The organism is Paracoccus sanguinis, assembly GCF_900106665.1.
GTDB lineage: Bacteria > Pseudomonadota > Alphaproteobacteria > Rhodobacterales > Rhodobacteraceae > Paracoccus > Paracoccus panacisoli.
Genome location: NZ_FNNA01000003.1, coordinates 87056 through 103631, shown reverse-complemented (window position 1 = coordinate 103631; position 16576 = coordinate 87056). Strand labels below are relative to the sequence as shown.

Genomic DNA, 16576 nt, shown 5'->3' with positions numbered 1-16576 from the left:
CCATCTTGCACAGCCCCGAGTTCGCTTTCTTCGTCGCCGGGATGCATCGCAGCGGCACCTCGTTTCTGGGCGAATGCTGCGGCGCCCTCGGGCTCACGCTGCCGCAGGACCGGGGCGGTCCCGCCTCGGACAACCCGCGCGGGCATTTCGAGCCGCTGGCGGTCGTCGCGCTGAACGATGCGATTCTCGCCCGGGCCGGGGCGCTCTGGCAGCGGATCGGGACGCCCGCGCTGCCGCCGGCCGACGCCGCGCTGTTCGCACAGATCGACGCCGCCATCGCCTCCAGCTTCGGCGACGCGCACCGGATCATGGTCAAGGACCCGCGGCTGTCGCTGACCCTGCCGCTGTGGCGCGCGTGGGCCGAGGCGCGCGGCACCCGCGCGGCGGTGCTGATCGCCCTGCGCGACCCGCGCGAGGCCGCCCATTCGCTGGCCCGCCGCGACGGGATGGACCCCGACGCCGCCATCCTCTCGTGGCTCGCCCATACGCTCGGCGCGCTCGAGGCGAGCACGGGCCTGCCCCGCGCCCTTGTGGTGTTCCCCGACTGGACCGCCGCGCCGGACGCGACGCTCGACCGCATCGCCGGGCTGATCGGGACGCCGGTGCCCGCCGCCGCCCGCGCGATGGTGGGCGAGGCGTTCCAGCCCGACGCCGTCCACGGGCGCGGCGACACCGACGCCGCCGAGGGCGCCATCGCGACGCTCGCGGCCGAGGTCTTTGCCCTACTGCGCAAAGCCGCCGAGGCCGGCACCGTCCCCGACGCCCCCGCCCTCGCCCCCTTCCGCGCGCGGTTCGACACCCTTTCGGCCGCCGCCCGCGGGGTCGAGGCGATCCACGGGCAGCGCCTCGTCGCCGATGCTGAAACGCTGGCGGCGCGCGACGCCCGCATTGCGCAGCTGGGCCAGGACGTCGAGGCGCGACTGGCCGATGCCGCCGACCTCCAGCGCCACATCGCCGCCACCGAGGCGCAGCGCGAGGCGGCGGTCGCGTCCCTGACCGAGCGGCTGGCCGCGACCGAGCGCCAGCGCGAGCAGATCGCCGCCGCCCTCACCGAGCGGCTGACCGCCACCGAGGCGCAGCGCGACGAGCTGTCCGCCGAGATGGAGCGGCAGCTCGCCGCTGCCGAGGCGCAGCGCGACGGGGCCGTGGCCGCGGTCACCCAGCGCCTCGCGGCGACCGAGGCGCAGCGCGACGCCGCCGCCGCAAGCGCCGACAGTCTGCGGCTGAGCCTCGCCGAGGCCGAGCAGATGCGCGACGCCCACCAGGCGCTTCTGACCGCGACCGAGGCGCAGCGCGACGAGATGACCGCGCTCGCCGACGACCGCTGGGCCGTCATCGAGGACCTTCAGGACCGCCTCGCCCATGCCAGCGCCCATATCGCCGCCTCGGACCAGCTTCTGAACGAGACCCGCGCGTTTCTGGAACTCGAGCGCCGCACCATCCTCAAGCCGCTTTACCGCCGGGCCTATTCGGTGGGCGGGCGGGCGCTGCGCCGGGCGATGCCCGGAGCGCTGGTCGAGCGGCTGAAGCGCCGCCTGCCGGTGCCGGGCGGGATCCCCCGCGGGCTCGCCTTCGTGCCCCTGCCGTCCGAGGCCGCCCCGGCCCAGGCCTATGCGGCCGTCCCCCCGGGCGCGCCGGGCAAGCCCGACATCTTCATCCTGTCGATCATCAACTGGGACTTCCGCACCCAGCGCCCGCAGCATCTGGCGACCGAGATGGCGGCCGCCGGGCACCGCGTCTTCTTCCTCGAGATGGAGACGAACCCGCGCGAGGGCACGGTGCGCGCGGTCGCGCCCGGGGTCCATGTGGTCAGGCTGCCCAATCGCGGGATGCGCGGCCTTGCCGCCTATACCGGCGTGCCCTCGCCCGACGCGGCGCGGGCCTGGGTCGGGCATTTCCACGCCTTCGCCGATGCCGTCGGCAGCACGCCCGTGGCCCATGTGGTGGTCGAGCATCCCTACTGGTGGCACCTCGCCAAGCACCTCTCGCCCGAGTACCAGATCACCTTCGACTGCATGGACGACATCGGCGGCTTCTCGAACACCGAAGCCCATGTCCTCGAGGCCGAGCTCGACACGATCGCGCGGGCCGACAAGATGATCGTCAGCTCGCAGTATCTCTTCGACAAGTTCGGGGCCGCGCGCCGGGTGGCGATGGTGCGCAACGGCACCGACGTGAGCCACTTCACCCGCGACCCCGACGAGGTGCCCGCGCCGCGCTGGCTCGAGGGCCGGCTGGGGCGGGGGACGATCCGGGTGGGCTACGTCGGCGCCATCGCCGAGTGGTTCGACACCGACCTGCTCGAGCGGGTGGCGCGGGACAATCCCGACTTCGACATCCACCTCTGCGGGGCGGTCACCGCCGAGGCGCCGATGCGGCTCGACGCGCTGGCCAACGTGACGCTGCACGGCGAGATCCCCTACGCCGACGTTCCCGCGTTCCACCGGCAGATGGACGTGCTGATCATCCCGTTCCAGCTTCTGCCGATCATCAAGGCCTGCGACCCGGTCAAGTTCTACGAATACTCGGCCGTGAAGCGCCCGACCGTCTCGACCCCGCTGCCCGAGCTGGCGCGGGCGGGCGATCTGGTGTTCCGCGCCTCGGACGCGAAGGGCTTCGCCGAGCAGATCCGCCGCGCCGCGCCGCTCGCCCGCGACCCGGACTTCGGCGCCCGGCTGCGGCAATACGCGCTCGACAACGACTGGCGCTTCCGCGCCGCCGACATGCTGGCCGAGATGGGGCGCGAGCCGAAGCTGTCGGTCGTGGTCCTGCATTACGGCGCCGACACCGACATGACGCTGGCCGCGCTGCACGCCATGCTCGGCACCGGCGAGGTCTATCCGAACCTCGAGGTGGTGCTGGTCGACAACGGCTCGACGCCCGAGGTTCTGGCCGTCCTGCGCGACCGCGCCGCCGCCGACGACCGCATCCGGCTGGTCGAGAACGGCGAGAACCTGGGCTTTGCGCGCGGTAACAACGCCGGCATCCGCGCCGCCACCGGCGAATTCGTGCTGCTTCTGAACAACGACACCTTCCTCGCCCCCGGCGCGCTGCTGGCGATGGTCCGGCATCTGCAGCGCAACCCCGAGCTGGGCATCGTCGGGCCGATGACCAACAACATCGGCAACGAGGCGCGGATCGAGATCGCCTACGCCGACATGGACCAGATGGCCCGCGCCGCCCGCGACCTCGCCACCGGGCATCGCGGCCAGTGGACGCCGATCGCCGTCTGCGCCTATTTCTGCGCCATGTTCCGCCGCGCCGATCTCGACCGGCTGGGGCTGCTGCCCGAGATCTACGGCCGCGGGATGTTCGAGGACGACGACCACTGCGCGACCTTCCATGAGGCCGGGCTCGCCACCGGGCTGGCCGAGGATGCGTTCTGCCACCACCACCTGTCGGCGACCTTCGACGCCCTGCCCTCGGGCGAGAAACAGGCGCTGTTCCAGCGCAACAAGGCGCTTTACGAGGCGCGCTGGGGGGCCTGGGTGCCGCACCGCTACCGCGAGGGGCGGCCGGCCTCGACGCTCGACAGGGGATAGGCGATGAGCCAGCGCACGATCATCCTGCACTACCACATCTACAAGAACGCGGGCACGTCCTTCGACCACGTGCTCAGCCACAACTTCGGCGACCGGCACGAAAGCTTCGACGGCCCCTACCCGTTCTTCTCGATCGACCAGGAGCAGCTCGACCGGATCATCCTGCGGCGTCCGGCGGCTGTGGCGTTCTCGTCCCACCAGATCACCCTGCCGCCGCCGAGTTCGCTCGACTACCGCCCCCTCAGCGCCATCTTCGTGCGCAACCCCTTCCTGCGCATTGCCTCGATCTACCGCTTCAAGCGCGGTCCCGACGCCGACGACGGCACCCCGCTCGCGCATCTGCCGCGCGAGGAGCGGGTGCGCGTCCTCGAGGCGCGGGGGGAGTATGTCGAGCTGGCCGACAGTCTCGACACCACCAGCACCGCCGAGGCGGCGCGCCAGCACGACTTCGCAGGCTGGCTTGACCATTGCCTGTCGACGCCGTCCGAGATCGTCCACGTGTCGAACGCGCAGACCCGCTTCTTCTCGGGCGTGCCGCGCTCGCGCCCGTTGCTGCGGCGTGGGCCGTCGGGGCTGAATTACGACCTGTCGACCGCGCTGCGGACCCTCGCCGGGGTCGAGCTGCTCGGCCGCACCGAGGCGTTCGAGGCTGACGTGGCGCGCTTCGCCGACATTCTCGCGGGGTTCGGCCTGCCCCTCGCCCTGCCCGACGACACCCGCAAGAACGTCACCGACAACCACGGCCAGACGACGGATGCGCGGGTCGAGGCGCTGCTCGGCGCGCTGCCCCCGGCGCTGCGCCGCCGGATCGAGGCGGCGAACGCCCAGGACATGATGCTCTATGACCGCGCCGTGGCGCTGATCGAGAAGGACCACCGGCCTTGACCCGCAAGACCGTGCTGGTGACCGTCGGCACCCGCCCCGAGGCGATCAAGATGGCGCCGGTGATCCAGGCGCTGAAGTCTGACCCCGACCTCGACTGCCGGGTGCTCGCCACCGCGCAGCACCGGCAGATGCTCGACCAGGTGCTGGGGCTCTTCGGGATCGTGCCCGACATCGACCTCGACATCATGCAGCCCGGCCAGACCCTCACCGGGCTGACCGGGCGGCTGCTCATCGCGCTCGAGCGGGTGCTTACTGCCGAGCGCCCGGACGCGGTGCTGGTGCAGGGCGACACGACGACCGTGCTCGCCACCGCGCTCGCGGCGTTCTACGATCGCATCCCGGTCGGCCATGTCGAGGCGGGGCTGCGGACCGGCGACATCCTCAACCCCTTCCCCGAAGAGATGAATCGGGTCGTCGCCAGCCACCTGACGCGCTGGCACTTCGCGCCCACCCGGACCGCCGCCGACCGGCTGGCGGCCGAGGGCTACCGGCCCGAGGCGATCCACGTCACCGGCAACACCGTGATCGACGCGCTGCACCACACCGTCGCGCTGGCGCCCGACAGCGGGCTGGCGCTGGACCCGGCGAAGCGGCTTCTGCTCGTGACGTTGCACCGGCGCGAGAACTTCGGCGCCCCACTCGGGCGGATCTGCGACGCGATGGCCGGGCTGATGGCGGCGAACCCCGACCTGCAGATGGTGCTGCCGGTCCACCACAACCCGAACGTCCGCGGCGTGGTGCAGGACCGCTTCGGCGGCATGGACCGGGTGATCCTGTGCGAGCCGCTGGACTACGCCGCCTTCGTCGCGGTGATGGACCGCGCGACGCTGATCCTGTCGGACTCGGGCGGGGTGCAGGAAGAGGCGCCGGCCCTCGGCAAGCCGGTGCTGGTGCTGCGCGAGACGACCGAGCGTCCCGAGGCGGTGGCCGCGGGCGCCGCACGGCTGGTCGGCACGCAGACGGACGCGATCCGGGCCGCGGCGCAGGAACTGCTCGACGACCCCGCCGCCTATGCGGCGATGGCGCAGCGGATCTCGCCCTATGGCGACGGCAAGGCCGCGGGGCGGATCGTCGAGGTCCTGCGGCGCGACCTCATCTGACGAAGACGTGCCGCCGGGGCCCTCCCGGTTTCGCTTTCGCCGGGCCGAGGGTTTGGCTAGCCTCGCCACCGATGGACGAGCTGACCCACACCCCCCACCCCGCCGGCGACCCCGGCCGGCGCGCCGACGGCGCGCCGCATCTGCCTGCGCCGCGGGGGTTCTGGCAGCGCATCGGCGACCGGCTGGCGGCGATGATCGGCCGCCCGCGCGCCGCCGTCCCGCCCGAGCGCTCGGTCGCCTTCACCATCGCGGTGATCGCGCTCGGCGCCAAGCTCGCCAAGGCCGACGGCCGCGTCGCGCGCGAGGAGGTCGCGGCCTTCCGCCGCATCTTCAAGATCCCGCGGACCGAGGAACGCCACGCCGCCCACGTCTTCGACCTCGCGCGCCGGGACGTGGCGGGCTTCGACCTCTGGGCCGCGCGGATCGCGGGGATGTTTCCACCCGGCGACCCGGTGCTGGTCGATGTGCTTGACGGGCTCTACGTCATCGCCACCGCCGACCACCCCAACCTGCACCCGGGCGAGGAACGGTTCCTCGACACCGTGGCGGGCATCTTCGCCATCCCCGAGCCGGTGGTCGAGGCGATCCGCGCCAGCCGCCTGCCGCAGCGCGGCTGCCCGCCCTGCGAGGTGCTGGGCATCCCCAACGGCACGCCGCTGGACGAGGCGCGGGCCCGCTACCGCGCGCTGATCCGCGAGAATCATCCCGACCGGGCGCTGGCCCACGGCCTGCCGCCCGAGGCGGTGCGGCTGGCCGAGACGCGCACCCGCGCGATCAACGCGGCCTGGGCCAGCTACCGCGCCCGCTTCGCGCCCCCGCAGCGCGGCGGGGAACCCGCGGGGGGCGGGGCCGGTTTCTGACGCAAGGCGGCGTCCGCGCCGCAGCGCTAGGAAAGGCTCACCGATGCTTCGTTTCCAGACCCGGGCCGTGACCCTCCCATCTGCCGCGCGTCTCGCGTCAGCCTCGCTCGGTTTCGCCGCCCTGCTGGCGGCCACGCTCGCCGCCGCCCCGGCGCCCGCCCAGACCCCGGCGCCGGCGACCCCGCAGACCCCTCAGGTGACACCCGCGCCGACGCCTTCCACCCCGTTCGAGATGCCGCGCGCCGACGACGCCGCCCCCGGCGGGGCGGCACCTGCGCCCTCGCCGCTCGATGAGCTGATGGAGAACATCTTCAGCCGCGCCCAGCCGCATCTCGAGGGGCTGGCCCGCGACATGGGCGGGCTGGTCGAGGAATATTCGCCGATGTTCGAGGAGCTGGGCGGGCTGATCGACGACATCCAGAATTACGAGATGCCGCCCGAGCGCCAGCCGAACGGCGACATCCTGATCCGCCGCAAGGCCGACGCGCCGCCGCCCCCGCCGCTGACCGAGCTGCCGCAACTGCTCGAGCGCGGTCAGACGCCCGAGCAGGGTGGCGCAGCCTCGCCCGCGCCCGGCGATGGCACCCCGCTCATGACTCCGCCGGCTGGCTCGACCGTCGATCTCTGAGCGCTAGTACTTCAGCCGCGCGAACTGCGACTTGCTCGCCGCCTCGCGCGCCTGCCCCAGCGTCTCGATTCCCTGCCGTGAAAGCAGCGGGATCAGCCGGGCAAAGACCTCGGCCGTCGCCAGCGCATCCCCCAGCGCCGTGTGCCGGCCGCCGATGGTGATGCCCAACCGGTCGGCAATCGCTTCGAGGCTGTGGCTCTCGCCCGCCGGGTGTACGATGGACGACAGCAGCAGCGTGTCGAGCACCGGGTGATCGAAGACGCAGCCGGTCGCGGTTTCCTTGAGTTTCAAAAACCTCATGTCGAAGGCGACGTTGTGGCCGACCAGCACGCTGCCCGCAGCGAAGCGGTGAAACACCGGCAGCACCTGCCCGATGGTCGGCATCCCGCGGACCATGTGCGGGTGGATGTGGTGGATCGGGATGCCCGCCTCGGGGATCGAGCGCTGCGGGTCCACGAGCTGGTCGATCGTCTCGCCCTTGAGGATGCGCGAGTTGAGGATGCGGACCGCGCCGATCTGGATGATCTCGTCGCCGCCCGCGGGATCGAGGCCGGTCGTCTCGCAGTCGAAGACGGTGAAGCTGAGGGCGGAGAGCGGCTGTTCGTCGGCCGCCGTGCCCGCGCCCGCGGTGAACAGGTCGAAGTCGTAGAACTCGGGCCGGCTGCCGATCTGCGCCTCGGGCGCGGCCACGTCCACCGCGGCGAGCGGCAAAAGCAACCGGAAGAACGGCTGCCCGCTTTCCCCGTCGATGCCCCGCCCGCGGTCGAGCCAGACCTCGCCGCCGTGCCGATCCACGACCTCGCGGACCGAGACGCCGGTGCCCTGCCCGCCGGCCCGCATCTCCTGCGTCGGCAGCGCGGTCAGGCGCGCGGCGTCCGCGGCGGGCGCGCCGGGGCGGGCGACCCAGCCGAGGTCGAGGTGCGCCCGCGGCCCGGTGCGAGTCAGCCGCAGCCACAGCACAGGGTCCGCGACCATCTCGCGGATCTCGGCGGCCAGATGCGCCAGCGCCCGGATCAGGCCGAAGCTGTCGATCCTGAGCCACAGGTCGTCCTCGACCGGCGTCGTGGTGATCGGCGTGCCCGTCGCCTCGCCCAGCTGCCGCACCGCCGCGGCGACGAGGTCGGCGCCCAGCATATCGCTCAGCGGCCAGCGGGTGGCGAGGTCGGCCATGCCGCCTTCGGCCAGCGCCGCGACCCGGCCGCCCATCGCCCCCACCTCGTCGCGCACCACGGCGAGGAACCGGGCCCGGTCCTCGGGCTCGAGGTCGGGATAGTCGAGCATCTCGAGCGCGGCCTGCATGTTGGCGAGCCCCGCCCGGCTCGTCTCGGTCAGGCTCAAGAGCGCCGCATCGCGCCGCGACTGCTGCTGCTGGTCCAGCGTGATGTCGTCGATGAGCAGCACATAGCCCGACAGCGCCGCATCCGCCGCATCCGCCCCGGTGGGCCGCACGGGCGAGAGGCTCACCCGCAGCAGCTGCCCGGTTTCCGAGGCGGTGACGAACTGCGCGCCGGCGGCGGCGGCGGCCACCCCGCGCGCCATCCGCCCCTCGACCGTCTCGAGCGCGTGCGCCACCGCCGCGGGGTCAAGGAAATCGTGGATGTTGCGCCCCAGTCCCAGCAGCACGCCGCCCGGCGCCGCGGGCTCGGCCCCCACCGCGCGGGGCGCGAGCCGCGCCGCGAGCGCCCGGGCGCGGGCGTTGTAGAGCAGCACCCGGCCCTCGCGGGTGCAGACGACGACCGCGTGGTCCAGCTCGGCCATCAGCGCCGCAAGCTGGTCGCGCTGGTCCGAGACCGAGCGGCTCGCCTCGTCCACCAGCCGCGCCATGTCCATCCGCAGCTCGTCGCGCTGCCGGGCGAGCTGGCCGATCTCCTCTCCCAACGCGCGCAGCACCGGGGCGGCGGCGGGGACGAAGCGCAGCTCGGTCGCGCTGAGGTCGGCGGTGACGATCCGGGTCGCGTTCAAGAGCCGCGCGGCGTCGAGGACATGGGCCTGCCAGAGCCGCCGCATCACCCACGCGCCCCCGGCCAGCGCCGCGAGCCACAGCGCCAGCAGCACCGCGCCGACCGGCCCCGCGAGCGCCGGCGCAACCGCGATCCCGCTGCCGCCGGTCACGAGCCGCACCGCCAGCAGCGCCACCGCCAGCCACGCGGCCAGCGCCAGCCCCGGCGCGAGCAGCGTGAGGATCAGCCCCCGCGTCGGCCTCATCCGATCAGCTCGCGGACCCGCTCGACCAGCTCGCGGGTCGAGAACGGCTTGACCATATAGGCGTCCGCCCCGGCGCCGAGGCCGCGCGCCATGTCGGTCTCGCGCCCCTTCGCGGTCAGCATCAGGATGCGCGTCGCGGCGATCTCGGGGTCGGCGCGCACCGCCTCGCAGACCTCGAAGCCCGAGAGCGCCGGCATCATCCCGTCCAGCAGCACCAGCGCCGGGCGGTCGCGGCGGATGGCGGCCAGCGCCTCGGCCCCGTCGCGGGCAACCGAGACCTGATAGCCCTCGCGCTTCATCATGAATTCAAGCGAGATGACGATGTTCGGTTCGTCATCCGCGATCAGCACCTTGTGGCTCATCCCGCATCCCCCCTTTTGCCATCATAGGGCAGGCGGGTCAGGAATGTCGCCCCCTGCCCCCGCGCCGAATCGACATACATCGCCCCGCCCAGATGCTCGACGATGCGGCGGCTGATCGGCAGGCCGAGCCCGGTCCCGCCGGGGTGATCCTGGCCGGGGCCGACCTGGCGGAAGCGCTCGAACACCGCCTCGTGGTCCTCGGCGGCGATCCCCTCGCCGTCGTCGGTGACGCGAAGCAACACCGTGTCGGGGCCGGGGCGGACCGCCACGGTGACCCGGCTGCGGGCGAACTTGGCGGCGTTCGACAGCAGGTTCATCACCACCTGCATCAGCCGGTCCGGGTCGGCGCGCACCGTGGGCATCGACGGCGGCAGCTCGAGGTCCACGACGATGCCGCGGGCGCGGAACAGCTCGGCCGTGGCCCGCACCGCGTCGGCGACCAGCCCGGGCAGATCGACGTCGGCGCTGGTCCAGTCGGCCTGCCCCGAATCGAGCTTCGCCATGTCCAGCACCTGGTTGACCAGCCGGCTCAGCCGCTGCGATTCGCCGACCACGATGCGCAGGAACTCCTCGCGCTGCGCGTCCTCCATGTCGGGGGCGTCCAGCATCAGCTCGGCCAGCGCGCGGATCGAGGTGAGCGGCGTGCGCAACTCATGGGTGACCGAGGACATGAAGTCGTCCTTCATCCGGTCGAGGCTCGTCAGCGCCTCGTTCGCCGCCCGCAGCTCGGCGGTCGCGGCCTCGAGCGTCACCGACTTCTGCTCGAGCGCGCGGGCATAGGCGCGGATCTGCGAGGCCTCGTCGAGGATTTCCAGCACGTCGCCGGGGGTCAGCGGCTCTTCCTGCGCGACCGAGGCGACCATGACGCGGGCCGAGGCCGCGCCGATGGCGCCGGCAATCTGCTGCTCGACCCGCTCGACCAGCGCCGCGTCCGCGATGCTGGCCGGCGCCGCACCGTCCGCGCCCGCCATGGCGCGGGCCGCGCGCTCAGGCCCGAGCAGCCGCCGGGCCAGCGCGTCGAGGTCGGCGACCCGCGCCCGGCCGCGCCAGAACACCGGCCGCGCGGCCCCCTCGTCGCGGTCATAGACATCGACGAACAGCACCGCCTGCGCGGCCTCGCGCGCGCCGGGCGGGCGGGCGAGCGAGACGGCGACGTAAAGCCCGACGTTGACCAGCATCGACCAGAAGAGCGCATGGGTGATGTTGTCGAGGCCGGTCAGCCCGAACAGCGCCTCGGGCCTGAGCGCGGCCATGCCCAGCGGGCCGTGGTCAAGGAAGCCGTCCGGCAGCCAGCCGGATTTGGCGATCGCGGGCAGCATCAGCGTATAGCCCCAGACCGCGAACCCGGCGAGCAGCCCGGCCATCGCCCCCCGCGCGGTGCCGCCCTTCCACCACATGCCCCCGAACAGCGCCGGCGCGAACTGCGCCACCGCGGCGAAGCTGATCAGGCCGATCGAGACCAGCGCATAGACGTCGCCCGCGACGCGGAAATAGACGTAGCCGAGCAGCAGCAGCCCGACGATCGCCACCCGCCGGATGGCGAGCAGCAGCCGCGTCACGTCGCCGCCTGCGCGTCCCCCGACAAGGCCAGCCCTGAGCAGCGCGGGCATCACCAGGTCGTTGCAGACCATGGTCGAGACGGCGACCGTCTCGACGATCAGCATCCCCGTCGCGGCCGACATGCCCCCGAGACCGGCGAGCAGCGCCAGCCCCACCGCGCCCTGCGACAGCGGCAGCGAGATCACGAAGGTCTCGGCATCCGCGCCGGGGCCGAGGATCAGCATCCCGCCGATGGCGAGCGGCAGCACGAACAGGTTGATGGCGAAGAGATAGGCCGCGAACACCCAGGCCGCGCGGGGGATCATCCGCTCGTCGCCGCACTCGACCACCATCATCTGGAACTGCCGCGGCAGCAGCAGCACCGAGAGCATGGCGAGCAGGCTCATGGCCAACCACTGGGGATAGGCAAACTCCTCGCCGCCGCCCAACCGCATCAGCCGGGCGAGGTCCGGCACCGCGCTCGCCCGCGCCCAGATGTCGGCGGGGCCGTCGAACAGCCCCCAGGTGACGTAGATGCCGACGGCCAGGAACGCGCCCAGCTTCACCAGCGACTCGAGCGCGATGGCCGCGACCATCCCCTCGTGCCGCTCGGAGAGGTCGAGGTGGCGGGTGCCGAACAGGATGGTGAAGAACGCGAGCGCGAGCGTCACCCACAGCGTGCCGTCCTGCCACCAGCCGCCGGCCACCCGATGCTCGCCCAAGAGAAGCTGATAGGCGGCCGAGACGCCCTTCACCTGCAGCGCGATGTAGGGGACGATGCCGACCACGGTGATCAGCGTGACGGCGGCGGCGAGGCCGGGGCTCTTGCCGTAGCGGCTGGCGATGAAGTCGGCGATCGAGGTGATGCGGTAGCTCTGCGCGATCCGCACCATCTTGCGCAGCACGATCCACGCCATCAGCATGGCGACGGTCGGGCCGAGGTAGATCGGCAGGAACCAGATCCCCCCCGCCGCGGCGCGCCCGACGCTGCCGAAATAGGTCCAGGCGGTGCAGTAGACGCCCCACGAGAGCGCATAGATCCAGGGACTCGCGATCACCGACCGCCCCGCCGCCGCCCGCCGGTCCGCCAGCGCCGCGACCGCAAAGAGCAGCGCGAGATAGCCGAGCGAGACGGCGAGGACGAGGCTGCCGGAGATCATCGGCGGGCCTCGGGCGGAGTGGTGGGGGTGCCGGGTGCGGCCGGGGCGGGCGCCTCGGGCATCAGGGAGGCATCCGTGACGCCGGTTCGAGCGCGCGGCGGGGATGGCGCCCGCTCGGTCACCCAGACCAGCGCCGCGATCAGCCCGGCCCAGATCACGAACACCGCCACCCCGAGCAGCGGCAGGCCCAGCACGCTCGCCGGGCGGTCCCAGACCAGCAGCAGCGGAAAGTTCAGCGCCACCACGGCCAGCGCCGCCAGCGCCACCAGCCGCGCGCTGTCCGGCCCGCCGCCCCCGGATCGTCCGCCGCCAGTTCTTTCGCCCGCGGACCGTCCGCCCGCCGACCCCGTCCCGCCGCGCCTCATCCCGGCAGCCGGAACTGCTGGCTCACCCAGTCGCGGAAGCCGCGCACGATGGCGAGCGAATCCTTCAGCGCCTGCCGGTCCAGCGTGCCCAGCTCGTCGAGGCTGACGAGGTTGCCCGGCGGGCGTCCGGCCGCGATCTGGCGCAGGTTGGTTTCGAGCTTGGCACCCATGAGGAAATGTAGCGCGTCGGTCAGGTCGCGCGCCATCCCCTCGGGCACCCGTCCGGCCGCGACCAGCGCCGCGAGACGTTCGGTCGTGGCCAGCGCCGGGACGCGGTATTTCAGCGCCAGCGCCCGCACCCCCTGCACGATCGGGAACAGGCCCAGCTTCTTGAGGTCGATCTCGGCACTCGCCCGGCCGCGCACGCCGGGCAGCCGCGACCACCAGCTGCGATCCTCGGAAAAGCTGTACACCGCGGCCGCGAAGCGCGCCAGATAGGCGTCCGAGTCCGTCATCAGCGCCACCAGCGCCGCCTTGGCCTCGTCCAGAAGCCGCGCGTCGCCCGCGACCGCCAGCGCGTCCATGAAGATGGCGAGGTTCATCGGCCCCTCGCCCATCCCCTCGGTCGGCTCGTCATAGATCCAGCGCCCGAAGGTCTGGCGGAAGCCGGTGACGGTCTGCCGCCAGAGCGGCTGGTTGGCCATGATCCCGCCCGGACAGGGCGGATAGCCGAAGCCGACGAGGGCCGCGGTGAAGGCCTCGGTCGCCGCGGCGGCCTCGGCCGGGTCGGCGTCGTCGGCGAGGATCAGGCCGTTGTCCTGATCGGTGCGGATGATCTGCTCGCCCCGCCCCTCGCTGCCCATGACGATGAGGCAGGACCGGGCGCGCAGCGTCTCGGGCGCGACGAGTTCCCACAGGCGGCGGAAGACAGCGCGGTTCAGCTCGCCCACCAGCCCGGCGATGACCTCGACCCGGACGCCGTCCGAGGCCAGCACCCGGATCAGCGGCTCGATCTGGTCGGCGGCCCGGCGCAGCGCCGCGACGTCGGTGGCGTCGGCGGCCTGCATGGCAATCAGATGCGAGTGGTTGGCAACGAAGCTCATCAGGTCGAGCTGGCTCAGCACGCCGGCGATGCCGCCGTCCGTCCCGCGCACCACGACGCGGTGGACGCGGTGGCGCAGCATCAGGATCATCGCGGTGAACAGGTCGTCGTCGATGGCGACCTCGACGGTCGGGAAGCTCGCGACCTCGGCCACGCGCAGGCTGGCGGGCGCGCGGTCCATCAGCACCACGTCGCGCAGGTTGGTGGTGGTAAAGACGCCCAGCCGGTCGCCGTCGCGCACCAGCGCCTCGCTCGCGTCCTGGGCGGCCATCTGCTGGCAGAGCGACAGCACGTCGGTGTCGCCCGGCACGATCAGGGGCTGGCGCAGATACGCCTCGCCCACGCGCGAGGCCATGAGCGACAGCGTCTCGCGCCGCCCGTGGTCGCTGCCGGCGGCGGTGAGGCCGGGCTGGTCCGGCGCGCCGCCCGCGCCGGCCAAGGTGGAAGCGGCCGGACCCGAGGGTCCGGCCGCCGCCGTCTCCGGCGCCGAAGGGGCGCGCGGCGTGCTCAATGCGAGGAGGCCGTCGAGGCGCCGATCCCGGTCTCGGACCGGACCTCCTGCGCCAGGTAGCCGGCCTTGTCGATCGCGGCGCGGCGGCTCTTGTCGGTGACCGAGAAGAACCAGATCCCGAGGAACGCGAGCGTCATCGAGAAGAGCGCGGGCGAGGTATAGGGGAACAGCGCCGAGCCCTTGGGATTGCCCAGCGTCGCTTCCCACACCGAGGGCGAGACGACGGTCAGCGCCACCGACGAGATCAGCCCCATGAAGCCGCCGATGACGGCGCCGCGGGTGGTCATGCCCTTCCACAGGATCGACAGGAACAGCACCGGGAAGTTTGCGGACGCCGCGATGGCGAAGGCGAGCGACACCATGAAGGCGATGTTCTGCTTCTCGAACGCGATCCCGAGGATCACCGCCACGATGCCGAGGCAGATGGTGGTGATGCGCGAGACGCGCAGTTCGGCGGCGCTGTCGGCGTGGCCCTTCTTCACGACGCTCGAGTAGATGTCGTGCGACACCGCCGAGGCGCCCGACAGCGTCAGACCCGCCACCACCGCGAGAATGGTCGCAAACGCCACCGCCGAGATGAAGCCCAGGAAGACGTTGCCGCCGACCGCGTTGGCCAGATGCACGGCCGCCATGTTGTTGCCGCCGATGAGGCCGCGGACCCCGTCCTTGATCTCGATGAAGCTGGGGTTGGTCAGCACGAAGGCGATGGCGCCGAAGCCGATGATGAAAGTCAGCAGGTAGAAGTAGCCGATCCAGATCGTCGCCCACATCACCGATTTCCGGGCTTCCTTGGCCGAGGGCACGGTGAAGAAGCGCATCAGGATGTGCGGCAGGCCGGCGGTCCCGAACATCAGCGCCATGCCGAAGCTGATCGCCGAGATCGGGTCTTTCACGAAGGTGCCCGGGCCCATGATCGCCTGGCCGGCCGCGGCGGCCTCCTCGGGCGTGGGCAGGGGCTTGTCGGGCACCGGCGTGGTCGCGGCGAGATCGGTCTTGATCCGCACCGACTCGGCGAACAGCCGCTCGAAGCTGAAGCCGAAGTGCTGCATGACCATGAAGGCCATGAACGAGGCGCCGCCCAAGAGCAGGCAGGCCTTGATGATCTGCACCCAGGTGGTCGCGGTCATCCCGCCGAAGAGCACGTAGACCATCATCAGCGCGCCGACGATGATCACCGCCATCCAGTATTCCAGCCCGAACAGCAGCTTGATGAGCTGCCCCGCGCCGACCATCTGCGCGATCAGGTAGAACGCCACGACGACGAGCGTCGAGATCGCCGCGAACAGCCGCACCGGCGTCTGCTCGAAGCGGAACGAGGCCACGTCGGCGAAGGTGAACTTGCCGAGGTTGCGCAGCTTCTCGGCCATCAGGAAGGTCAGGATCGGCCAGCCGACGAGGAAGCCGATCGAGTAGATCAGCCCGTCGAAGCCGTTGGCCATCACCGCGGCCGAGATGCCGAGGAACGAGGCCGCGGACATGTAGTCCCCGGCGATGGCAAGGCCGTTCTGGAAGCCCGAGATGCCGCCGCCGGCGGTGTAGAAGTCGGCGGCCGACTTGGTGCGGCCGGCGGCCCACTTGGTGATGAACAGCGTCAGGACGACGAACACCCCGAACATGGTGATCGCGGTCCAGTTGGTCGCCTGCTGGACGACCTCGCCCTCGAGGGCGCCTGCGGCCATCACCGCCGAGGGCGCGACGAGCAGCGCGGAAAGGCCGAGAAAGCGGCCCGTGGTCATCGGAAACTTCATTTCAGGGCCTCGCGGCGCACGCGCTCGGCCAGCTCGTCATATTCGCTGTTGGCGCGCATGACGTAGATGGCCGTGATCACGATGGTGAACAGGATGACGCCGAACCCGACCGGGATGCCCCAGGTCGTGACCCCGCTGCCGATCCGCTTGGCAAGCAGCGCCTTGTCAAAGGCGATGATGGCGATGAACCCGTAATAGACCACCAGCATGGCGATGGTCAGCGTCCAACCGAAACTCAGCCGCCGAGAACGCAGCTTCTGGTAGTTCGGGTCGGACGCGATGCGTTCGAGCATCGTATCCTGCATTGTCGTTGTCCCTCCTCCGGGAGTTTCCAGCTCGTGCGGCCGGTTGGTTTGGCAGTCCCTTCGGTCCGTCCTCGGTGCCGTCCGTGCGCCCCGCCCGTGCGGCGGCGACGCCTGGCCCCTCTGCCTCGGGCAGGTCACGGGACTTCGGCCGGGCACCTGCGGCGAGCCGTCCCTGCCCCGCAGGTCCGCCCCTCCGCCGCGTCTGGCGTCATCCCGTGGCTGCCCCGCGTCGGGGCGCCGTGCGGCCCTCCTCCGGCCCGTCCTCTCTCCCGGTCGGGGGCGGTCGGCGGGTCACGCCGCCGCGCCGCGGCCGGGTCCTCAAGC

The 16576-nt window shown here is 72.1% G+C and carries 12 protein-coding genes; 5 read left to right on the top strand and 7 right to left on the bottom strand.

Annotated elements, in window-relative coordinates; genetic code table 11:
• Positions 1-5: 5 nt before the first annotated feature.
• The 5 genes from BLW17_RS11715 to BLW17_RS18645 all read left to right on the top strand — a co-directional run bounded on the left by BLW17_RS11715 (position 6) and on the right by BLW17_RS18645 (position 7015).
• On the top strand, positions 6-3542 hold the full coding sequence (locus tag BLW17_RS11715) for a glycosyltransferase (protein WP_052176187.1): 3537 nt from the start codon (positions 6-8) through the stop codon (positions 3540-3542).
• A 3-nt stretch (positions 3543-3545) separates the two neighbouring features.
• Positions 3546-4427 (top strand): sulfotransferase family 2 domain-containing protein, encoded by an 882-nt coding sequence (locus BLW17_RS11710; RefSeq protein ID WP_036731302.1) that lies wholly within the window; start codon positions 3546-3548, stop codon positions 4425-4427.
• Positions 4424-5527: a non-hydrolyzing UDP-N-acetylglucosamine 2-epimerase gene (gene wecB, locus BLW17_RS11705; protein WP_036731305.1), complete on the top strand. Its 1104-nt coding sequence runs from the start codon at positions 4424-4426 to the stop codon at positions 5525-5527. The genes BLW17_RS11710 and wecB overlap by 4 nt, the downstream gene beginning before the upstream one ends.
• 71 nt (positions 5528-5598) lie before the next feature.
• The gene (locus BLW17_RS11700; protein ID WP_081969057.1) at positions 5599-6387 is read left to right on the top strand and encodes a TerB family tellurite resistance protein; all 789 of its coding nucleotides are present in this window, start codon (positions 5599-5601) and stop codon (positions 6385-6387) included.
• Between the two features lie 43 nt (positions 6388-6430).
• A complete protein-coding gene (locus BLW17_RS18645; RefSeq protein ID WP_052176189.1) occupies positions 6431-7015 on the top strand; it encodes a hypothetical protein in 585 nt (194 codons plus the stop codon).
• Between the two features lie 3 nt (positions 7016-7018).
• On the opposite strand, the gene BLW17_RS18830 is transcribed toward BLW17_RS18645, so the two are convergent.
• From BLW17_RS18830 to BLW17_RS11660, 7 genes are all read right to left on the bottom strand, one after another.
• Positions 7019-9220: a 3'-5' exonuclease gene (locus tag BLW17_RS18830; protein ID WP_036731307.1), complete on the bottom strand. Its 2202-nt coding sequence runs from the start codon at positions 9218-9220 to the stop codon at positions 7019-7021.
• The gene (locus BLW17_RS11685) at positions 9217-9582 is read right to left on the bottom strand and encodes a response regulator transcription factor (RefSeq protein ID WP_036701953.1); all 366 of its coding nucleotides are present in this window, start codon (positions 9580-9582) and stop codon (positions 9217-9219) included. The genes BLW17_RS18830 and BLW17_RS11685 overlap by 4 nt, the downstream gene beginning before the upstream one ends.
• Positions 9579-12281: an ATP-binding protein gene (locus BLW17_RS11680; protein WP_036731308.1), complete on the bottom strand. Its 2703-nt coding sequence runs from the start codon at positions 12279-12281 to the stop codon at positions 9579-9581. The genes BLW17_RS11685 and BLW17_RS11680 overlap by 4 nt, the downstream gene beginning before the upstream one ends.
• Positions 12278-12646, bottom strand: a complete 369-nt coding sequence (locus BLW17_RS11675) for a hypothetical protein (RefSeq protein ID WP_036731312.1) — start codon at positions 12644-12646, stop codon at positions 12278-12280. Before BLW17_RS11675 ends, BLW17_RS11680 begins: the two co-directional genes overlap by 4 nt.
• Positions 12643-14127: a DUF294 nucleotidyltransferase-like domain-containing protein gene (locus tag BLW17_RS11670; RefSeq protein ID WP_231572717.1), complete on the bottom strand. Its 1485-nt coding sequence runs from the start codon at positions 14125-14127 to the stop codon at positions 12643-12645. Before BLW17_RS11670 ends, BLW17_RS11675 begins: the two co-directional genes overlap by 4 nt.
• A gap of 68 nt (positions 14128-14195) precedes the next feature.
• Entirely contained in the window at positions 14196-15935 is a 1740-nt protein-coding gene (locus tag BLW17_RS11665; protein ID WP_036701976.1) for a cation acetate symporter, read from the bottom strand.
• Positions 15936-15943: 8 nt separating this feature from the next.
• A complete protein-coding gene (locus tag BLW17_RS11660; RefSeq protein WP_036701957.1) occupies positions 15944-16252 on the bottom strand; it encodes a DUF485 domain-containing protein in 309 nt (102 codons plus the stop codon).
• Positions 16253-16576: the final 324 nt, after the last annotated feature.